The organism is Streptomyces sp. NPDC001508 (genome assembly GCF_040298665.1).
In the GTDB taxonomy this organism is placed as follows: Bacteria; Actinomycetota; Actinomycetes; order Streptomycetales; family Streptomycetaceae; genus Streptomyces.
Window position 1 is genome coordinate 6,238 of record NZ_JBEPAP010000063.1, and the last position, 16,278, is coordinate 22,515.

General features: G+C 69.3%; 13 protein-coding genes and 2 pseudogenes. 7 read left to right on the top strand and 8 right to left on the bottom strand.

Annotation, left to right across the window (positions count from 1 at the left end):
* Nucleotides 1–146: 146 nt before the first annotated feature.
* Both ABT245_RS36860 and ABT245_RS36865 read right to left on the bottom strand, forming a co-directional pair.
* Nucleotides 147–512 carry a VOC family protein gene (locus tag ABT245_RS36860; RefSeq protein WP_351742678.1) on the bottom strand — a complete coding sequence of 122 codons (366 nt, stop codon included), beginning with the start codon at nt 510–512 and terminating at the stop codon, nt 147–149.
* Between the two features lie 114 nt (nt 513–626).
* On the bottom strand, nt 627–1,034 hold the full coding sequence (locus ABT245_RS36865) for a DUF3224 domain-containing protein (RefSeq protein WP_351742680.1): 408 nt from the start codon (nt 1,032–1,034) through the stop codon (nt 627–629).
* Nucleotides 1,035–1,256: 222 nt separating this feature from the next.
* On the opposite strand from ABT245_RS36865, the gene ABT245_RS36870 reads away from it, so the two are divergent.
* Entirely contained in the window at nt 1,257–1,973 is a 717-nt protein-coding gene (locus ABT245_RS36870) for a PIG-L deacetylase family protein (RefSeq protein WP_351742682.1), read from the top strand.
* An 80-nt stretch (nt 1,974–2,053) separates the two neighbouring features.
* Here ABT245_RS36870 and ABT245_RS36875 read toward each other — a convergent pair whose 3' ends face one another.
* Both ABT245_RS36875 and ABT245_RS36880 read right to left on the bottom strand, forming a co-directional pair.
* A complete protein-coding gene (locus ABT245_RS36875) occupies nt 2,054–2,800 on the bottom strand; it encodes a class I SAM-dependent methyltransferase (RefSeq protein WP_351742685.1) in 747 nt (248 codons plus the stop codon).
* Nucleotides 2,797–4,896, bottom strand: a complete 2,100-nt coding sequence (locus ABT245_RS36880) for an alpha/beta fold hydrolase (protein ID WP_351742688.1) — start codon at nt 4,894–4,896, stop codon at nt 2,797–2,799. The genes ABT245_RS36875 and ABT245_RS36880 overlap by 4 nt, the downstream gene beginning before the upstream one ends.
* A 315-nt stretch (nt 4,897–5,211) precedes the next feature.
* On the opposite strand from ABT245_RS36880, the gene ABT245_RS36885 reads away from it, so the two are divergent.
* Together ABT245_RS36885 and ABT245_RS36890 are read left to right on the top strand one after the other, a co-directional pair.
* Entirely contained in the window at nt 5,212–5,466 is a 255-nt protein-coding gene (locus ABT245_RS36885; protein ID WP_351742691.1) for an acyl carrier protein, read from the top strand.
* 38 nt (nt 5,467–5,504) lie between these two features.
* Nucleotides 5,505–6,275: an AMP-binding protein gene (locus ABT245_RS36890; RefSeq protein ID WP_351742694.1), complete on the top strand. Its 771-nt coding sequence runs from the start codon at nt 5,505–5,507 to the stop codon at nt 6,273–6,275.
* 493 nt (nt 6,276–6,768) lie between these two features.
* On the opposite strand, the gene ABT245_RS36895 is transcribed toward ABT245_RS36890, so the two are convergent.
* Nucleotides 6,769–7,170, bottom strand: a complete 402-nt coding sequence (locus ABT245_RS36895) for a hypothetical protein (protein ID WP_351742697.1) — start codon at nt 7,168–7,170, stop codon at nt 6,769–6,771.
* Nucleotides 7,170–9,170, bottom strand: a complete 2,001-nt coding sequence (locus ABT245_RS36900; protein WP_351742700.1) for a hypothetical protein — start codon at nt 9,168–9,170, stop codon at nt 7,170–7,172. Before ABT245_RS36900 ends, ABT245_RS36895 begins: the two co-directional genes overlap by 1 nt.
* Here ABT245_RS36900 and ABT245_RS36905 point away from each other — a divergent pair.
* A pseudogene (locus tag ABT245_RS36905) lies at nt 9,124–10,047 on the top strand (helix-turn-helix domain-containing protein); the annotation flags it as partial. The gene ABT245_RS36900 and the pseudogene ABT245_RS36905 overlap by 47 nt on opposite strands.
* Nucleotides 10,048–10,057: 10 nt before the next feature.
* Here the strand turns inward: ABT245_RS36905 and ABT245_RS36910 are convergent.
* Together ABT245_RS36910 and ABT245_RS36915 are read right to left on the bottom strand one after the other, a co-directional pair.
* Nucleotides 10,058–10,870 (bottom strand): annotated as a pseudogene (locus ABT245_RS36910) (IS256 family transposase); the annotation flags it as partial.
* 149 nt (nt 10,871–11,019) lie between these two features.
* A complete protein-coding gene (locus tag ABT245_RS36915; RefSeq protein ID WP_351742708.1) occupies nt 11,020–11,802 on the bottom strand; it encodes an MBL fold metallo-hydrolase in 783 nt (260 codons plus the stop codon).
* A gap of 213 nt (nt 11,803–12,015) precedes the next feature.
* Here ABT245_RS36915 and ABT245_RS36920 point away from each other — a divergent pair, with 213 nt between their 5' ends.
* The 3 genes from ABT245_RS36920 to ABT245_RS36930 all read left to right on the top strand — a co-directional run bounded on the left by ABT245_RS36920 (nt 12,016) and on the right by ABT245_RS36930 (nt 16,246).
* Nucleotides 12,016–13,020 (top strand): GlxA family transcriptional regulator, encoded by a 1,005-nt coding sequence (locus tag ABT245_RS36920; RefSeq protein WP_351742711.1) that lies wholly within the window; start codon nt 12,016–12,018, stop codon nt 13,018–13,020.
* 386 nt (nt 13,021–13,406) lie between these two features.
* Nucleotides 13,407–14,801, top strand: a complete 1,395-nt coding sequence (locus ABT245_RS36925) for an MFS transporter (RefSeq protein ID WP_351742714.1) — start codon at nt 13,407–13,409, stop codon at nt 14,799–14,801.
* Nucleotides 14,798–16,246 (top strand): cytochrome P450, encoded by a 1,449-nt coding sequence (locus ABT245_RS36930; RefSeq protein ID WP_351742717.1) that lies wholly within the window; start codon nt 14,798–14,800, stop codon nt 16,244–16,246. Before ABT245_RS36925 ends, ABT245_RS36930 begins: the two co-directional genes overlap by 4 nt.
* The last annotated feature ends 32 nt before the right edge of the window (nt 16,247–16,278 follow it).

Here is a 16,278-nt window from a genome sequence, read left to right on the forward strand (position 1 = left end):
CCCTCGTTTGGGGCGGGGGCTTCGCCGGTCAGGGGGGCGGGGCCCCCGCTCGTCCGCGCCCGCCCCCCCCCCCCCCGTCTTGGCGGGGCGCGCGGCACTCAACCGAGTGCCGCGGCCTCCTCATGCCGTACCGGCAGGGGCCGGCGTCAGGCCATGGTGGTCACGCAGAACGGGTGACCGGCCGGGTCGATCAGCACGACCCACTTCTCGCCGCCCGGCTGGTGCTCCGGCTTGGTCGCCCCCAGGGCGGTCAGCCGCTCCACCGCCTCGCCCAGGTCACTGACGCTGAAGTCGAGGTGCATCTGCTTGTCGTCACCGGGCCAGGAGGGCTTCTTCAGGCTCTCGACCCGCTGGAAACCGATACGGCTGGATCCGTCCGGGGTGCCGATGTAGGCGAAGTCCTCGCTCGCGAACAGGGTCTGCCAGCCGGTCACGTCGCAGTAGAACGCGGCGAGTGCCTTCGGGTCTGGCGCGTCGAGGGTGACCGCTGCCAGCTGCCCAATGGGGGACATGAAAGACTTCCTTCCTCAAGACGATGGTCGTCTTCGGCGTGCAACTTCCGTGTGCACCTCCGGCGTTGGCGAGCCTAGGCCCTTGCCGGTCACCGCGCACGCGGATCGCCGGGACTACTCGAAGGAGTGGTCCAGCGTGACCGTCGCATGGCCGTTCGGTCCGGGGTTGTCGCAGAAGTAGGTGCCAGTGCCGCGCAGACCAGCCAGTTCACCGGTACCCGAGCCCTCCAGCACTTCCAGGGTGGCCTTGGCCGTACCGCCGCCGGTGGTGCCGGTGACCTGCAGGACGAAGCTGCCACTGCGGTCCCCGATGCGGCCCGTCACCCGTTCCAGGGCGGTGAACACACTCACGCCGTCCGGGGACAGGGCGATGAGGACCTGCTGGACGCCCTCGCCCTCGATGTGTCCCTGGTAGTGGTTGGCCACCTGGCCGTGCAGAAGCACGGGAGCGCCCTCGGTCTGCTCATAGGGGACCGGCTGCCAGGGATCCCAGGTCATGGTGCTGCTCGACTGCGTCTCCATGCGTTGTCCTCTCGCTGGCGGGACCTCGGCGCCGGTGGCCAAAGCGCCGACGGGGATCAGCCGGATCCTCGCGCCTCGGCACCGACGGCTCTGCTCACTATTGAGCGTTCACCGGGGGCGTCAAGAGGTACTTTCCCAATGGAGTAGATGCCGCCGCATTGAACCGATGGAAAAGCATTCCCAGCCTATCGGGGACGGAAAGGATGCTGTTATCTTCGGGTCATGAGCGATGAATTCCAGGAAATGCCCGAGGGCTGGACCCGCGCCCTCGCCGTGGTGGCGCATCCCGACGACATGGAATTCGGCGCCGCGGGCGCCGTCGCGCGCTGGACCGCGGCCGGAAAGACGGTCACGTATCTGGTGGCCAGCCGGGGCGAGGCCGGCATCGATTCGATGGCACCCGAGAAGGCCGCCGAGGTCCGCGAGGCGGAACAGCGGGCCAGCGCGGCCGTGGTGGGGGCTGCGGGCGTGGAGTTCCTTGACCATGCCGACGGCCGCATCGAGTACTCCGCCGAGCTGCGGCGCGAGTTCGCCACCGCGATCCGCCGTCATCGCCCCGAACTGGTCCTCGGCTTCTGTCACCACGACCACACCTCGACGGGCCGCTGGAACTCGCCGGACCACCGCAACACCGGCCGCGCCCTGCTCGACGCGGTCGGCGACGCCGCCAACCGCTGGATCTTCCCCGAGGACGGCCCCGGCCCCTGGCAGGGCGTCCGCTACGTGGCGATCTCCAACTCGCCCCGGCCGACCCATGCCGTGGACGTCTCCGACCACATCGACCGGGCGGTGGCGTCCCTGGAAGCCCACGCGAGCTATCTGGCCGCCATGCAGCCCCCCGTCACAGACGTCCGCGGCCCTCTGCTGGGCCTGGCCGAGGCGATGGGTGTCCGCTTCGGCGGCCGCCCGGCGATCGCGTTCGAACTGATACCGCGCTGAGCCCTTCGTACCGGGGACGGCAGTCGACGAAGCCGGCGTCCCCGGCCCGCGTCTCCTCGGCTCACGGGCGCAAGGCCGGCTCAGATCCTGACGTACACGCTGCGGTGGACGCGCCACTGCTGCATGCGGGGGCGGTCCGGGTCGGGCAGGGAGCGGAGGACGGCCAGGGCGGGTTCTACGACGCGGGCCCAGGTCTCGTCGTCGACGTCCCACAGGTAGGGCGGCAGACGGCGTTCCAGGCTCTCCAGCAGCTGACGAGGGGCCGTGGCCCGCTCGTAGTCCGGGGCGAACTCGTGCTGCAGGTGCTTCAGCCCCGCCTCCTCCGCCGCCGTGTCGAGCCGCTCGGGGGTGTCGGGGCGCGGCGGCTGCAGTACGGCCAGCCGGTCCAGGACGGCGACCAGGTCGTCCGGGTCGGCCGCGGGATCCCCGTGTACCGCGAGCAGCCGCCCCCCGCAGCGCAGCACCCTCGACGCCTCACGCAAGGCCAGGGGCATGTCCCCGACCAGGTGCAGGACGTGCGTGAACACCAGGTTGCCGAACGTGCCGTCGGCGAACGGCAACGCACGCGCGTCCCCGGCCGTCACCCGCCCCCGAAGCCGCTGCGCGGCCCTCGACAGCATCGGCAGCGACACATCGACGCCATAGACCTCGTGGCCGAGTTCGGTCAGCCCCGTCGCCACGATGCCCGTGCCGACGCCCACCTCCAGTACCGGCCCCGGAGCCAGGTCCCCGGCCAGTTGTGCCGCGGCCTGCCTGCCGCGTTCCATTCCGCCCCGCATCCGGTCGTAGTCGTCCGCGACCCGGTCGAAGGCCTTGGCCTCGGTCACCGTGCAGTTCCTTCCGTGTCGATGTGCCAGGTGATCTCCGCGTACCGCACGAGGTCGGCGACCTCCTCCGGCGCGCGGACGAACTCCGTGATCAGCTCCGCCACGAGGGTGGAGCGGTCGTGCGGTGCGTAGTGACCGGCGACGGCCAGCTCCGCGTACCGCGCGTGCGGGAAGCACCGGGCGGCCTCGCGGGCCCTGGCCGGGGAGGAGATGCCGTCGAACTCCGAGCAGACGAACAGTGCCGGCACGGTCACCAGCGGTGCCTGGGCCGCCGAGTCGAGCCGCCAGAGGTCCACGAGTTGGCGGGCGTACCGTACGAGCACCTCCGCGTCCCGGAAGGGCCGCCGTACCTCGTCGGTGAGCGCCCTGCTCAGCACGCCGAGCACCCCGGCGTCCTGGGCACCTGGGCTGCCCTTTTCGCCCGCCGCCCCCGGGGCCAGCAGGTCCAGCATCCGGGCGGCCTTGTCGGGCCTGCGGTCCAGCGCGCGGCACACGGCCGCGAGGTCGGACTCGTACTTGGTGTCCATGCCGTCCCAGCGGCCGCTCTGCCGGAACGTGGCGTTCAGGAACACCAGCGAGGCGACGACGTCGGGGCGACGCTGCTGGAAGGCCGTGGCGATCTTGGCACCGGTGCACCAGCCGAGCAGATGAGCGCGCTCGGTGCCCATGGCCTCGAACACCGCTTCCATGTCGTCGAGTTGGTGTCGGGTCTGCCAGGGCGGATCCTCCCGCTCGGTGCCGCGCACCTGCCAGGTGACGACGCGGTGATGCGGGGCCAGCCGGGCACACAGCCGCGTGAGAAACCCGGGCCCCTGCCCGAGCGCGTTCAACACCACGAGAGGCGGTCCCTCATGAGCCCCGCCCTCGAACAACACGAGCGGCCGCCCGGCCACCTCGACAACACGCCGCCGCAGACTCACGCCGCCCCGCCCTGCGGCATCGGTCACTCGCCCGGCCAGGGCCTGGTACGCCCGGACACTGCCGAAGAACTCCCACTGGCCGGCGACGGACAGGGGTGGGGGTGAGTCGTCGGGCGTGGGGCCGGGGGGAGGGGGGAACGCGTTCGCGGCGGGGGGAGAGGCCGGCGTGGTCGCCGTCGGGCTTCCTGGCCGTACCGCCCGGCGGCGTATGTCCGCCAGGCGGAGGTCCAGCAAACGGTCGGCGGCGGAGAAGTTCTCGCGGTCCGCTACGGGGCGTACGTCGATTCCGTGCACCGCGCCGGCCCGGGCCAGGACGTCCGGAAGCGGGACCGGCACGGGTGAGGGCACCGTCGCGAAGCCGTCCGGCAGGTCGCCGGGTGCGCCGGTCCGCCAGAGTGCCCCGGCGGCCTGCCGCGCGGTCAGCAGGGTCAGGCCCAGCCCCTCCACGCCGGCCACCCGCAGCGGGTGTTGCTCGAACCAGTCCGGCACCCGGTCCTCGACCTCGGTCCGCACCGAGTGCAGCGCCCACAGCAGCCGGTGCGCCCCCGGCGGGCATTCGCCCAGTACCGGCGCCTGGCCGTCCACCACCGGCGGCGTGCGCAGGACCCGCCACGACGCGCCGGCGTCCAGGCAGGCCTCCACAGCACGCCGTTCCAGCTCCCGGTAAGTCCGGCGCACCCGGCCCCCCGGACCGCCGTCCGCCGGCATCTCCGGCCCCACGTGCACATACCTGCGGGCCCCGAGCCCCGGCAGAGCGGCGAGCACCGCGCCGGCCAGCGCCGCGTCCGCACGTGCCCCACGCACCGGTGACCGGTCCCAGCCCGGCACCACGCACCACACCTGATCCGCTGTCCAGGCCTTCAACTCCGCGGCCACCGCGTCCGGCTCCGCGCACACCACAGTCAGCCGCCCCCCGTAGCCGTCCACCGGCCGATCCCCCAGGGCGGCCGGCGTCCGCTCCTCCCCGTCATCCGCCACCCCCTCTCCACCGCCACACCGAGCCACAAACCCGGCCAGCTCCCGCTCGTCCGGCGCCAACGCCCCGGGACGGGAGCCTGCGGCGGACAGCAGGATCACCTCCGTCCCGTCGGCGGAATCCGTGGACGCCAGGCAGCGGGCCGCCAGTCGGCCCGCGAGGAGTGGTGACGTACCGGCGATCAGCACACGCTGCGGCATGCGTAACGTCCTCCTGTGCCGGCGGGCAACGCCGAGCGCGTGATTCCCGCAGCTGCGGAAAATGAAGACTCCAGATGATCCGGTATTTACGAGCCGGAATTCTGCTCAATAGTGAGCACGCCGAAAAATTCCCCGGACGCCCTTGCGGCAGCCGAAATTCCGTCGTTAGCATCCCCGCGCCGGATTTCTCTTCACCGGACCCGCCCGCCATTTCCGCGACGTTCACCCGGGACCGTCCGGACCGCGTGCACACCGACAGGGCTCACCCGGCACCCCGGCACAACCCCGGCGACGACGAGAAGGACGAGGCGCACCGTGGCGACGAACTGGGACGAGACCTACGAGAAGCTGGTCAGGGCCGCACTCACCGACTACCCCCCGACCGCTCCGCTGCGCGCCGACGTCCCGTTGCCCGCGCACGGCCTGGACTCCCTCGGCATGGTCGGCCTCTCCTCCCGGCTGGAGGACGCCTACGGCATCGAGTTTCCCGACGGGGCCCTCGTACCGGCCAGCTTCGCCACCCCGGCCGACCTGTGGCGCGTCGTCAGCAGCTGTCTGGCGAACCGGTGATGGCCGGCGCGGCGGGCATACGACCGCACGGCGCCAGGATGCTGCACGACTGGTTCACCGACGGCCTCGCCCGCAACCCCGACGGCCCGGCCCTGCGCATCCTCGACCGCAGCTGGACCTACACCGAGGTGGACGGCATCGCCCGCACCTGGGCCGCCGCCATCGGCAGCGGCACCCTCGGTGAACCCGGCGCTCCCGTCGCCGTGCTCGCCTCCAAGACCCCCGAGACGTACATCGGTCTGCTCGCCGCTCTCTACGCCGGCGCCCCGGCCGTACCGCTGAACCCGGAGAACCCGGTGGCCCGCAACGCCTCCGTGATGGGTGCCGCGGGCTGCGGTGCCGTCATCGCCGCCCCGGATGCCGCCGGACAGGTGGCCCGGCTCATGGAGAACGCGCCCGTCCACGTCGTACTGGCCCCGCGCACGGACCGCCCCGCCCTGCCCGCCAAGCTGCCCAGCGCCGCGGGCGGCTCCCGCGTCCTGACGGCGGACGAGTTGTCCGAGCCCGGTGATGGGAGCGGGTGGCAGCCCCCCGCGGGGGCGCCCGACGGCATCGCCTACATCCTCTTCACCTCCGGCTCGACCGGCACCCCCAACGCACCGCAGGCTGGGCACGTTTTCGGTGCTTCCCGGCTCATCATGATCATCGGCTTGCCTGTGATTGTGGCCAGAACCACATCGCGATCTTTGTGTGGCATGTGCCCGAACCGTTGCTCGAACAGTGAACGGGCCTTGACCAGTAGGGCTTCTGCCGCGACGCGTTCCTGTCGTACTTGCTCATCGACCAGCTTGTCGTGCAGGACTCGATAAGGGCCCCAGTAGCTGACCGGATCGACTTTCAGCTCTCCGAGGATGGGGTCGGCCAAGCGCAGGCAGACTGTGAACACTGCTTCGGCTTGTGTCGAGTCGTGTGTCGCACTGTGGGCGACTCCATTTCGGGCATCCGCCAGCGGTTCGAGAGCCTTCTTGTCGATCGGGATTTTTCTGGGAAGGAGTTTGAGTACCCGCTCGTGTGCGTCGCCAGGCCGATGGTCTTGACCTTGGTCAGCGGAGCTGCGTGAGATCCCAGGCCCGTGGCATGAAGCAACGAGTCGAAGTGTCGACCATCGACGATCAGAGCTGGATGGATCCCGGCGAGGTATGCCTTGAGCAGGTGCTCTGTAGCGACTCCAGCGTGGTGAACGGCGAAGTCGTAGCTCTCGGGGCCCGCGGCAAAGGCCGCAAGTGCGGCATTCATCCATCGTTGAGATGAACTTTTCAACTGCTCTGATTCCATGGCCGAGACGATAGGACCACGGGACCATCAAGCGCCCGGGGTTTCGCTCGCATCCGCCGTGTGGTGAAGCCTGGGGTGGGGGCGGTCCTGGAGCTCTGCGGCGTATCGAGCCCAGTTGCCTCCAACCTGAGTCCAGGCAGTGGCGGTCTCGATGCTGATCCCGAGCAGTTCTGTGAGGACCGTTGCTGGCAGCTGGGCGGCGAGAGTCGTGAGGGCGGAAGATCGGCCGGGACGGGAGTAGATGTCCAGCCGCGTCAGCCGGACGCTCAGGTGGTAGTCGGTGAGGTGCTGTCCGGCGTATCCCCCAGGGAAGAGCCAGGGCGAGTCCTCGGTGACTCCGAGGGTCATGTGTCCCCGCCGTCGGGCGAGAAGCTGCTGGGCGATCTTGTCGATGGGATCGGGCAGCAGCAGTGGCTTCTCGCCCAGCATCAACGAGGTCTTCGTCTCTCGACTATGACGCTGGTGACCGGCAAGCGGGAGATCACCGAGAGCGGCTGGGCATAGAGCAGGACGAGGAGCCCGGCGAAACGGTCCTCGACGGCGATGGAGTCGTCGTGCATGAGGCGGCGGCAGAGAGCCCAGCGTTCGTCCTCGTCAGTCGGTCGGACTCGGCTCAGCTTTTCTCGGCTGGGGATGGTCAGTCCCGGACGGATATGGCGATTCTTCAGGCACCACTCGACGAAGCCCCGGGCCGCGTAGCGGATGGTGGTGCCGCCGGATATCCACTCGTCCAGGTGAGATTGGGTGCAGTGCTTGAGGTCGGTGTCGTGCTGTCGTAGGAAGACCAGCAGGGCGATGGCGCCGCGGATGCTGGAGCGGACCGCGGCTGTCTGGTTCGCGGTGATCGGGGTCTTGCGGGCGTCGCGACGAACACGCCGAAGGTGGTGCCAGGTCGCGAAGCGTCGAACGAGCTTGCGCTCGTTGTCGTCCGGAACGGCCTTGGTCGCCTGGGGAATCCACCGTTCCAGGGCGGCCAGGCGTTCGTCTCGCGCGGGCAGGACCTCGGCGGCGACCAGTGCGGCCCGCAAGAAGGCCACGGATTTGTTCGGCAGGAAGGCGTCCAGGCCGTCGTGAGTCAGGGGGCAGGTGCCGTCGGCGAGACCGTCCAGGATCTTCCGGGCGCCGGACCTCTCCAGCCAGGCCAGTCCCGCCTTCGGGCCGTGCGCGACCAGGACGTCGCGGACGGGGACGAGTTCAGCCCGCAGGGTGCCGTTGCGGGAAAGCAGTTCGTGCAGCCTCTGGTCGCGGACACATCGGTGGCAGCGGCCGTAGCTGTGCAGATACTCGATCGTTCCGCAGAGCCGGCAGGGGTTGAAGGAGATGGGGTTGTTCTGCCAGCAGGTCTCGCAGAGGTGGCCGTCCTCGGTGCGGGCCGCGGCGTACTTTTCCTTGCCGCAGCCCACGCAGCGGCGGCGGGTGCGTGAGCAGGTGTCGCAGCGGGGCATGCCGGTCTTCGCGCGGTAACAGCGTCGCGGCCCCTTGCCGCAGAACGAGCAGATCTGCAGGGTCGGCCGGAAGCAGGCCCGGCAGAGCGGGCCTTCCTTGGTGCGTTGGCCCAAGGGGCGGGCGCGGTCGCAGAGAACGCAGATGATCAGATGCTCAGCCTCGTAGCACATGCAGGTTGAACACAGCGGGGTTCCGTCCTGGCGCCGTGTCGCGATCACTCGACTTTTCCCGCAGGCCCCGCAGGGCGAGGATTTGGCTTTGCGATAACAGATGAGGCAGCAGCGCTGATTGCCGAGGACGCGGTTGAGCGGCCGGACCTCGCCGCAGACGTGGCAGGCCGGGGCGGTGACGGTGACGCCGGCATCGGCCAGGGCGGTGATCAACCGGGCGGACCGCGCGGATGCCTTGGCGCCTTCACCGGTCAGCAGGCCGGGGGTGTCCTCGAGCTCCCAGAGCAGCCGGAACATCACGTAGGTGTTGCCGATGGGCGCGACGGATTCGACGGCCCGGCGGACGGCCGCAGGCTCGGCGGACGGCGCGATCGCCGTGACGGCCGCGCTGATCAGTGCGATCGGGTCCCCGTCGGGCAGCCGCCAGCAGTCGCGGCAGATCGCCTCGCCTGTGCGGGTGCGGCGATAGATACGAGCCGGCCGGGAGCATTCAACGCAACTCAGCGATGCAGCACGGGACTTGTGATCACAGGGCTGGCAGGTGCGCTGGCCGTCCGCCCGAAGGCTGGTCAGCTTCTTCGTGCTGCCGCAGTCGGCGCACTTCGGAAGGACGGCCCAGCGGGAGCCGTGCGCGCGCAGAGCCCGGATGAAGTCCCCGACCACCGGCGGGCCCTCGGGGCGGCCGGTGGTCAGCAGGTCCGGATCGTCAGTGAGAGCGCGGGCCAAGCGGCGGCGCTTGGCCCGGGAGACGGCCGCATCGGCGACCGCCTGGCGTACGACTTCCTCGGTAAGGCCCGGCTCGATACCGGCCATGATGGCCACAATCTCGTCGTCGCGCGCCGACGAACGCGCCGAGACCCGCGCCCAGGCCCTCCAGTTGCTCACCGACCCCCGCCTGACCGGCATGAGCACCGGCGAACTGGACGCGCTGAAAGCCAAGTTGGCCCCCGCCCAGGCAGCCGCGGCTGAACAACACCGCTACGTGCTCCGCAAAGGGCGACGCGTCGCCACCACAGGCCGCAGCCGATCACTGCTCTGCGATGCGGACGAAGTCCTGCTCACCGTCATCTACCTGCGCCAAGTCTGCCCACAGAAGGTGCTCGGCGACCTGCTCGGGATGAATCCCGTCACCATCGGCCACGGCATCAAGGCCACCCGGAAGCTGCTGGACGAACGGAAAATCAGCATCACGCCCACCGTCGTGCGCTACTTCACCCGCGCCGAGGACCTCCGCACATGGGTCACCGGCAGCGGCCCGGCCGAGCACGCTCCCACGGCACTGACCCGCCAGGCGCTGACGGACCCGACTCTGACCGGCATGAGTCACGAGGCGCTGCATGCCCTGCTCGAAGCACTGATCGTGCCCTATGCCGCCGCGATCGAAGAGCGCCGCCACCGCCAGCGCGGCGGCAACCGGCGCCCGGGCACCCGCGGCGGCGTCTTCCGACAGAAGATCACCGACGGCGACCGGATCCTCGCCACGATCCTCTACCGCCGCCGCGTCTGCGGCCTCGACGCTCTCGCCGAGCTGTTCGGCGTCTGCCGCAGCACACTGTGGAACGCGATCCGTGATGTCCTGCCGATCCTCGACGCCCGCCACATCGACATCACTCCCGCCGACCACCGCCACCCCACCGCAGCCGACCTGCTCATCTCAGTCGGCGCCCACAACCACCAGGTTGTTTCTTGACGGCGTCATGATGGATCACACACGTTTGAACCGTGGCCTTCGGCCAGGTCGCCGTCACGGCGTCGGGCAGCCCTTTGAGACCGTCGCAGGCGACGATGCACACGTCCTCAATGCCACGGTTGCGCAGCTCGGAGAGCACCGCCATCCAGGTCGTGGCGCCCTCGCCCTCGGCACCGACCCACAGGCCCAGCACGTCCTTGCAGCCGTCCATGTCGACACCGACGGCCACGTAGACCGGACGGCTCACCACCGATCCCGAGCGGATCTTCACCCACAGAGCATCGATGTAGATGATCGGCCACACGGCGTCCAGCGGCCGGTTCTGCCACGCGGCCAGCTCGTCCACGACGGCATCGGGCACCGTGCTGATCAGGTCCGGGGAGACCTCGACGCCGTAGATGGCCGCCAGGTGCGAGCGGATGTCCCGCACGCTCATCCCGCGCGCGTACAACGACAGGATCCGCTCGTTGAAGCCTGCCAGGCGCCGGGCACCCTTCGGCAGGATCCTCGGATCGAACGCTCCGTTGCGGTCGCGGGGAACGGCGACCGTCACCGTTCCGGCGTCGGTCAGCACCGTCTTGGGCGAGGTGCCGTTGCGGCTGTTGCCCGACCCGCGGCCAGCTGGATCGTGTTTCTCGTAACCCAGGTGGCCGGTCATCTCGGCTTCCAGGGCCCGCTCCAGCACGGCCCGGGTCACCTCAGTCAACAGCCCGCCCTCACCCAGCAGGGCGGCCCCTGAGGCATCGGCACGGTCCATCAACCGCTCGACGACCTCGTCCACCAGCTCATCCGGCTCGACCGCCGGATTCTCCTTCTCACTCATGTCCGTCCGATCCGGAGGCCAGGGGACCCACGACGAGCCCCCGACCAACCTGTCACGTCACGGACTTACACGATCTTTCAGACACACCCGAGCCGGGGGCCACCGGTTGCTCGCACTCCGGCGCGGTACCGGTCACGGGGTCGTGTCCGTCAAAGGGTGGCCCCAGCTTGCAGGTCCCGCGTCCATAGGTCGGTCCATTGTGCGTGGCGGAGTGTGAGGAGTCGGTGCTGTTCGCCTTGGCGGTCGAAGGCGTCTTTCACGGTGCCGGGGCCTTGGGTGAGATGGGCCCATGCCTCGGTGTGCAGGACGATTGCGGTAGGCGCGTTGAGCAACTGCGCCGCCTGGACTGCCTGCGTGCTGGTCAGGTTCAGGTAGGCGTCGAACAGGGTGGTGCGGCCGGCTCCAGCGAACAGTACGGCGACATCGATCGGGGAGAGGTTGTCTGCTACCTGCTGGACCACCTGCAGTGACGCGTTGTCCCCGCTGATGTAGACCGACGGCAGATCGTCGGCGGACAGGACGAACCCGGTGACAGGTCCGAGTGCGGCCTCGGTGCCCTCAGGCCCGTGCCGGGCGGGAACCGAGGTGATGCGCAGTTGGCTGCCATTGGGTCGCTGCAAGGTGGTGTGACGCCAGGGCGGGAGACCCAGCGCAGGGGCGCCGAGTCGTTCGGCTGCCGCGGGAGTCGTCACCGTCAGGGGAACCTCACCGAGTAGCCGGCGTCCGGCGGTATCGAGGTTGTCGGGGTGCTGGTCGTGTGACAGTAGTACCGCGTCGATGCGCCCCAACTGGCCCGCTGGGACGCTCGGGCCGAGGGTCTTGGTGAGGGTGCGGTCACCGATGGGGTATTCGCCCGGCGGGTCGAAGGTCGGATCGGTGAGCAGTCGCAGTCCGCCGAGTTCGATGATCGTTGTCGGCCCTCCTACCAGCATGATGCGCGCGGTTGCGCGTTCTTCGGTCCTAGCGGCGCCGTTCGCTTCATCCCGCACACGTCGATCGGACTTGCCAGGCAGGTCGGAATACGGAGAACTCATGCGTTGATCGTCGCCAACGCCGACCTGCTACGGTGAGTGGCTGATACGCCACCTGTCATTTGATTCCAGCCAGTACCCCGTGATCCTCCGCAGCGCAGGGAGGGCAACCTCGTGACGCGACGTACCACCACCATCGCCGTCCTGATCTTCAACCACGCCCCCATGTTCGAGACCTCCGTCCCGATCGGGGTCTTTGGGGTCGACCGGAGCCGGCACGGCGTGCCGGCATTCGAGGTGCTCGCCGTCGCCGCGGACGACGGGCCGCTCGCCAGTACCAGCAGCCTGCAACTGCTGGCCCCGCACGGCCTGGACGCGCTGCACCGCGCGGGCGTGGTGATCGTGCCCACGTGGCGTGACCCCCAGCAGGACCCGCCCCAGCGCGTGTTGGAGGCGATCGCCCAGGCGCATGCCGACGGCGCCGTCATCGTCGGCCTGTGCATGGGTGCCTTCGTCCTTGCGGCCGCGGGGCTGCTCGACGGACGGCGCGCGGCGACCCATTGGGCCCACGCTCCTGCCCTCGCCGCCCGCTACCCCACGATCCACGTCGATTCCGGTGCGCTCTACGTCGACGAGGGTGACGTCATCACCAGTGCCGGCACCGCCGCCGGACTCGACGCCTGCCTGCACCTCGTCCGCCGCACCTGGGGAACCCGCGTGGCCGCCACAATCGCCCGACGCATGGTCGTCCCCCCGCACCGCAGCGGCGGCCAAACCCAGTACATCGAGCAACCCGTACCCTCACCCGACGACAGCGCCGACCTGTCCGCGGCCACGGCCTACGCCCTGGCCCATCTCGACCAGCCACTCGACATCGACACCCTCGCAGCACTCACCCACCAAAGCCGCCGCACATTCGACCGGCGATTCCGGGCACATATCGGCAGTTCGCCCCTGCAATGGCTCCTGCACCAACGGGTCCTGCATGCTCAACGCCTGCTGGAGGACACCGATCTCACCATCGACGCCATCGCCGCCCGCGTCGGCTTCGCCACCGGCATCTCACTACGACCGCACTTCCGCCGCCTCACCGGCGTCACACCCCAGCAATACCGAAACACCCACCGCGCCAAAGACCCGGCACGAACCACCAACGCCGACAACACCCTCCGCCCATGAACGCTGTTCACCACACGCCTGGCAAGCCAGTTGCGTTCCCGCGCTCACACCATTCGCCTCGACCACCATGGGCCGCCGGGTCACCGGATGCGTTGAGGTGATCGGACAGGGCTCGACGCCTGCGCCCTGGCTGACCGGAGACCACAGTTCGCCCCTCACTTGAAAAGTTGTGGCCACAAGTCGTCGAGTTGTCGCTCAATGGTTGATTGCTGGACATGCAGCCTCTCTACCGTTCATGACGCGGGTGGGCGAGCGATGTAGGTGCCGGCTCCCCCGCCGCGCACATCGGTCCCACGGCTACGCGACCGTCTACTTCGGTGATATTTCAAGGAGAAGCGATGTCCCCTCCCGCCACGAGAGCGTCTGCGGCCGACGCTGTCGATACTGTGCTCGACGAGGCGCCGACCAGCATGTTGCACGTGAAGGCCGCCTTCACATCGGGAATGGGGTTCTTCACCGATGGCTACGACCTGACCATCATTTCGACGGTGCTGTTGCTGCTTGTCCCGCAGTGGGGACTGTCGACCGTGCAGATCGGGCTGGTGGGGAGTGCGACGGCGTTTGCCGCGTTCTTCGGCTCTGTCATCTTCGGTCGGCTCGCCGACATCATCGGGCGCAAGAAGCTCTACGGCATCGAGGCGCTGATCATGGTGGTGGGCGCGATCCTCACCGCGCTGTCCCCGAACTTCATGTGGCTGCTGATCTTCCGCCTGTTCCTCGGGATCGGGATCGGCGGCGACTATCCGGTGTCGGCGACGATCATGACCGAGTACGCCAACCGCAAGAACCGCGGCCGGCAGGTGGCCATGATGTTCTCCTCCCTCGCCGCCGGAACCATCGCCGGCTATATCGTTGCGCTCGCCCTGCTCGCCGCCGGGGTCGACCACGCTCTCGCCTGGCGTTTGATGCTCGGTCTCGGCGCGATCCCCGCGTGCGGCGTGCTCTACCTCCGACGCAGCATGCCGGAGTCGCCGCGCTACACCGCAAACGTGGTCGGCGATGCCAAGCGCGCCGCCAGTGAACTCAACGGCTTCGCGGCCGGCGCGGTCAAGGCCCAGAGCGACGCCGACGGCGTCCGCATGAAGCTCACGTTCCTGCAGGCACTGAGCAACCGGAAGTTTCTCATCACGCTGCTCGGTACAGGCGGTGCGTGGTTCTCCATGAACATCGCGGTCAACGGCAACTCGCTCATGCAGCCGTCGATCCTGGCGGGCCTGGCGCCGCACGCCTCCCTGGCCGGTGTTACTGCGATCAACCTGATTCTGGCGGTCCTGTTCAACGTCACCGGGCTGGTCTGCGGTGTGCTGCTCATGGACCGGGTCAGCCGGAAGGGTCTGCTGATCACCGGTTGCACGATCTGTATCGTGGCGTTCCTCGCGATCGGATTCATCCCCTCAATCACCGACAACCTCGTTGCGTTCCTGGTGGTCTTCGGGCTGGCGTCCTTCGGCAACTACCTCGGTCCGTACGCGGGAATCATGGTGCTGTCGGCCGAGTCGTTCCCGACCAGCGTCCGGGCGACCGGCCACGGTGTGTCCGCCGGGGTTGGCAAACTCGGCGCGTACGTCGGCTCCTTCTTCGCCCCGCTGGTACTTGCTGCTTTCGGGCTGCACATCACGGAGATCGTCGCCGCTGCGTGCTACGGCGTGGCCATCTTGTTCCTGTTTCTCGTCCCCGAACCTGCCGGGCGCAGCCTGAGCGAGCTGGAGCGCAGCATGCTGCCGTCGGCGCTGCGTGCGACCAAGGCTCCTGTCACCGCGGACTCGGGGGTGCAGGCATGACCCGCGACGCTCAGTCCCGCTGCCCGGTCGACCACGCCGCGCTTGTTGCGGCAGCGGCCCCGTCGTCCGTGGACAGCGTGGATGAGGGGAAGACCAGGACCGCGTCGGCCTCGCCGGTCAGCGACGCGCCGCCCTGCCCGATCACCTTGCCGACGAAGCGCGAGCACCCCTTCGAGCCGCCCCACGAGCTCGCCGAGCTTCGCAAGAGCCACCCCCTGACTCGTATGCGGTACGAGGACGGCACCCTCGGGTGGCTCGTGACCAGTCACGAGCTCGCTCGCGCCGTGCTCGGCGACGCGCGGTTCAGCGTCTATCCCGGCGGGTTCGCGACCGACCATCCCGACAAGCAGGCGTCCCTGCTCCTGGACGCGATCGAGTACGACACCGACTTCCCGGACATCGCCCGCAACCTGGTCGACGGCTACCACCGGGACGGCCGGCTCACCGACGCCTTCCGCGACCCCCAGGTGCTGGACGCTCTCCACGAGCACTCCCTGAGCAAGCTGCCGTTCTTCTCCTCTGACCCGCCCAAGCACACCCGGATGCGGCGCATCCTGTCGGGCTACTTCTCGCCGCGACGCGTCACCGAGTACCAGGACCTCGTCGAGCGCATCGTCGCCAACCGGCTCGACGCCATGGAGCGGGCCGGCGGCCCGGTCGACCTCGTCGAAGCGTTCGCCGGCGCCATCCCCTCGATGATGACCTGCGCCCTGTTCGGCGTGCCCGAGAGCGAGCGCGGCACGATGATGCGGCTGTTCGAGGCCAGGGCGAACCCCAACTCCACCCCCGACGACTACGTGCGGGTGCACGACGAGTTCCACGCATTCTGCCGCGACCTCATAGCCAAGAAGCGGGCGCAGCCGGGCGAAGACCTGCTGAGCAATCTGGTCCACGGCGGAAGGATGAGCGATGACGAACTGGTCGCCACCGCCGTCATCCTGGTGAGGGCCGCGCAGGAGACCACCTCCGCCACCATCGCGTCCGGAGTGTTCACCCTGCTGCACGACCGCGCCCGATGGGAGGCGCTCAAGTCCGACCCGGCGAGCGCCGTCCAAGTGGTCGAAGAAGTGCTGCGCTTCACCAGCGTGTCCCAGGTCAGCAACATCCGACGTGCCACGGAGGACGTCGAACTCGGCGGCACCGTCATCAAGGCGCACGAACTCGTGACGGTCTCGATGCCGGCCGCCAACCGCGACCCGCATGTGTTCGCGGACCCGAACCGGTTCGACCCGACCCGCCCGTCCGCGGCGCAGCACGTCACATTCAGCTACGGCATGCACCAGTGCCTCGGCCAGCACCTCGTGCGCCAGGAACTGCGGACCGCGTTCACCGCTCTCGCCGCGCGCTTCCCGAAGCTCGACTTCGCGGTCCCCGTCGCGGAGATCCCATGGCACCCGGACATCCGCGTCGTCCGCGGCCCGCAGCGGCTCCTGGTGACGTGGTGAGCCGATGAACGCCCGGCCGGCGCCGCGACGGA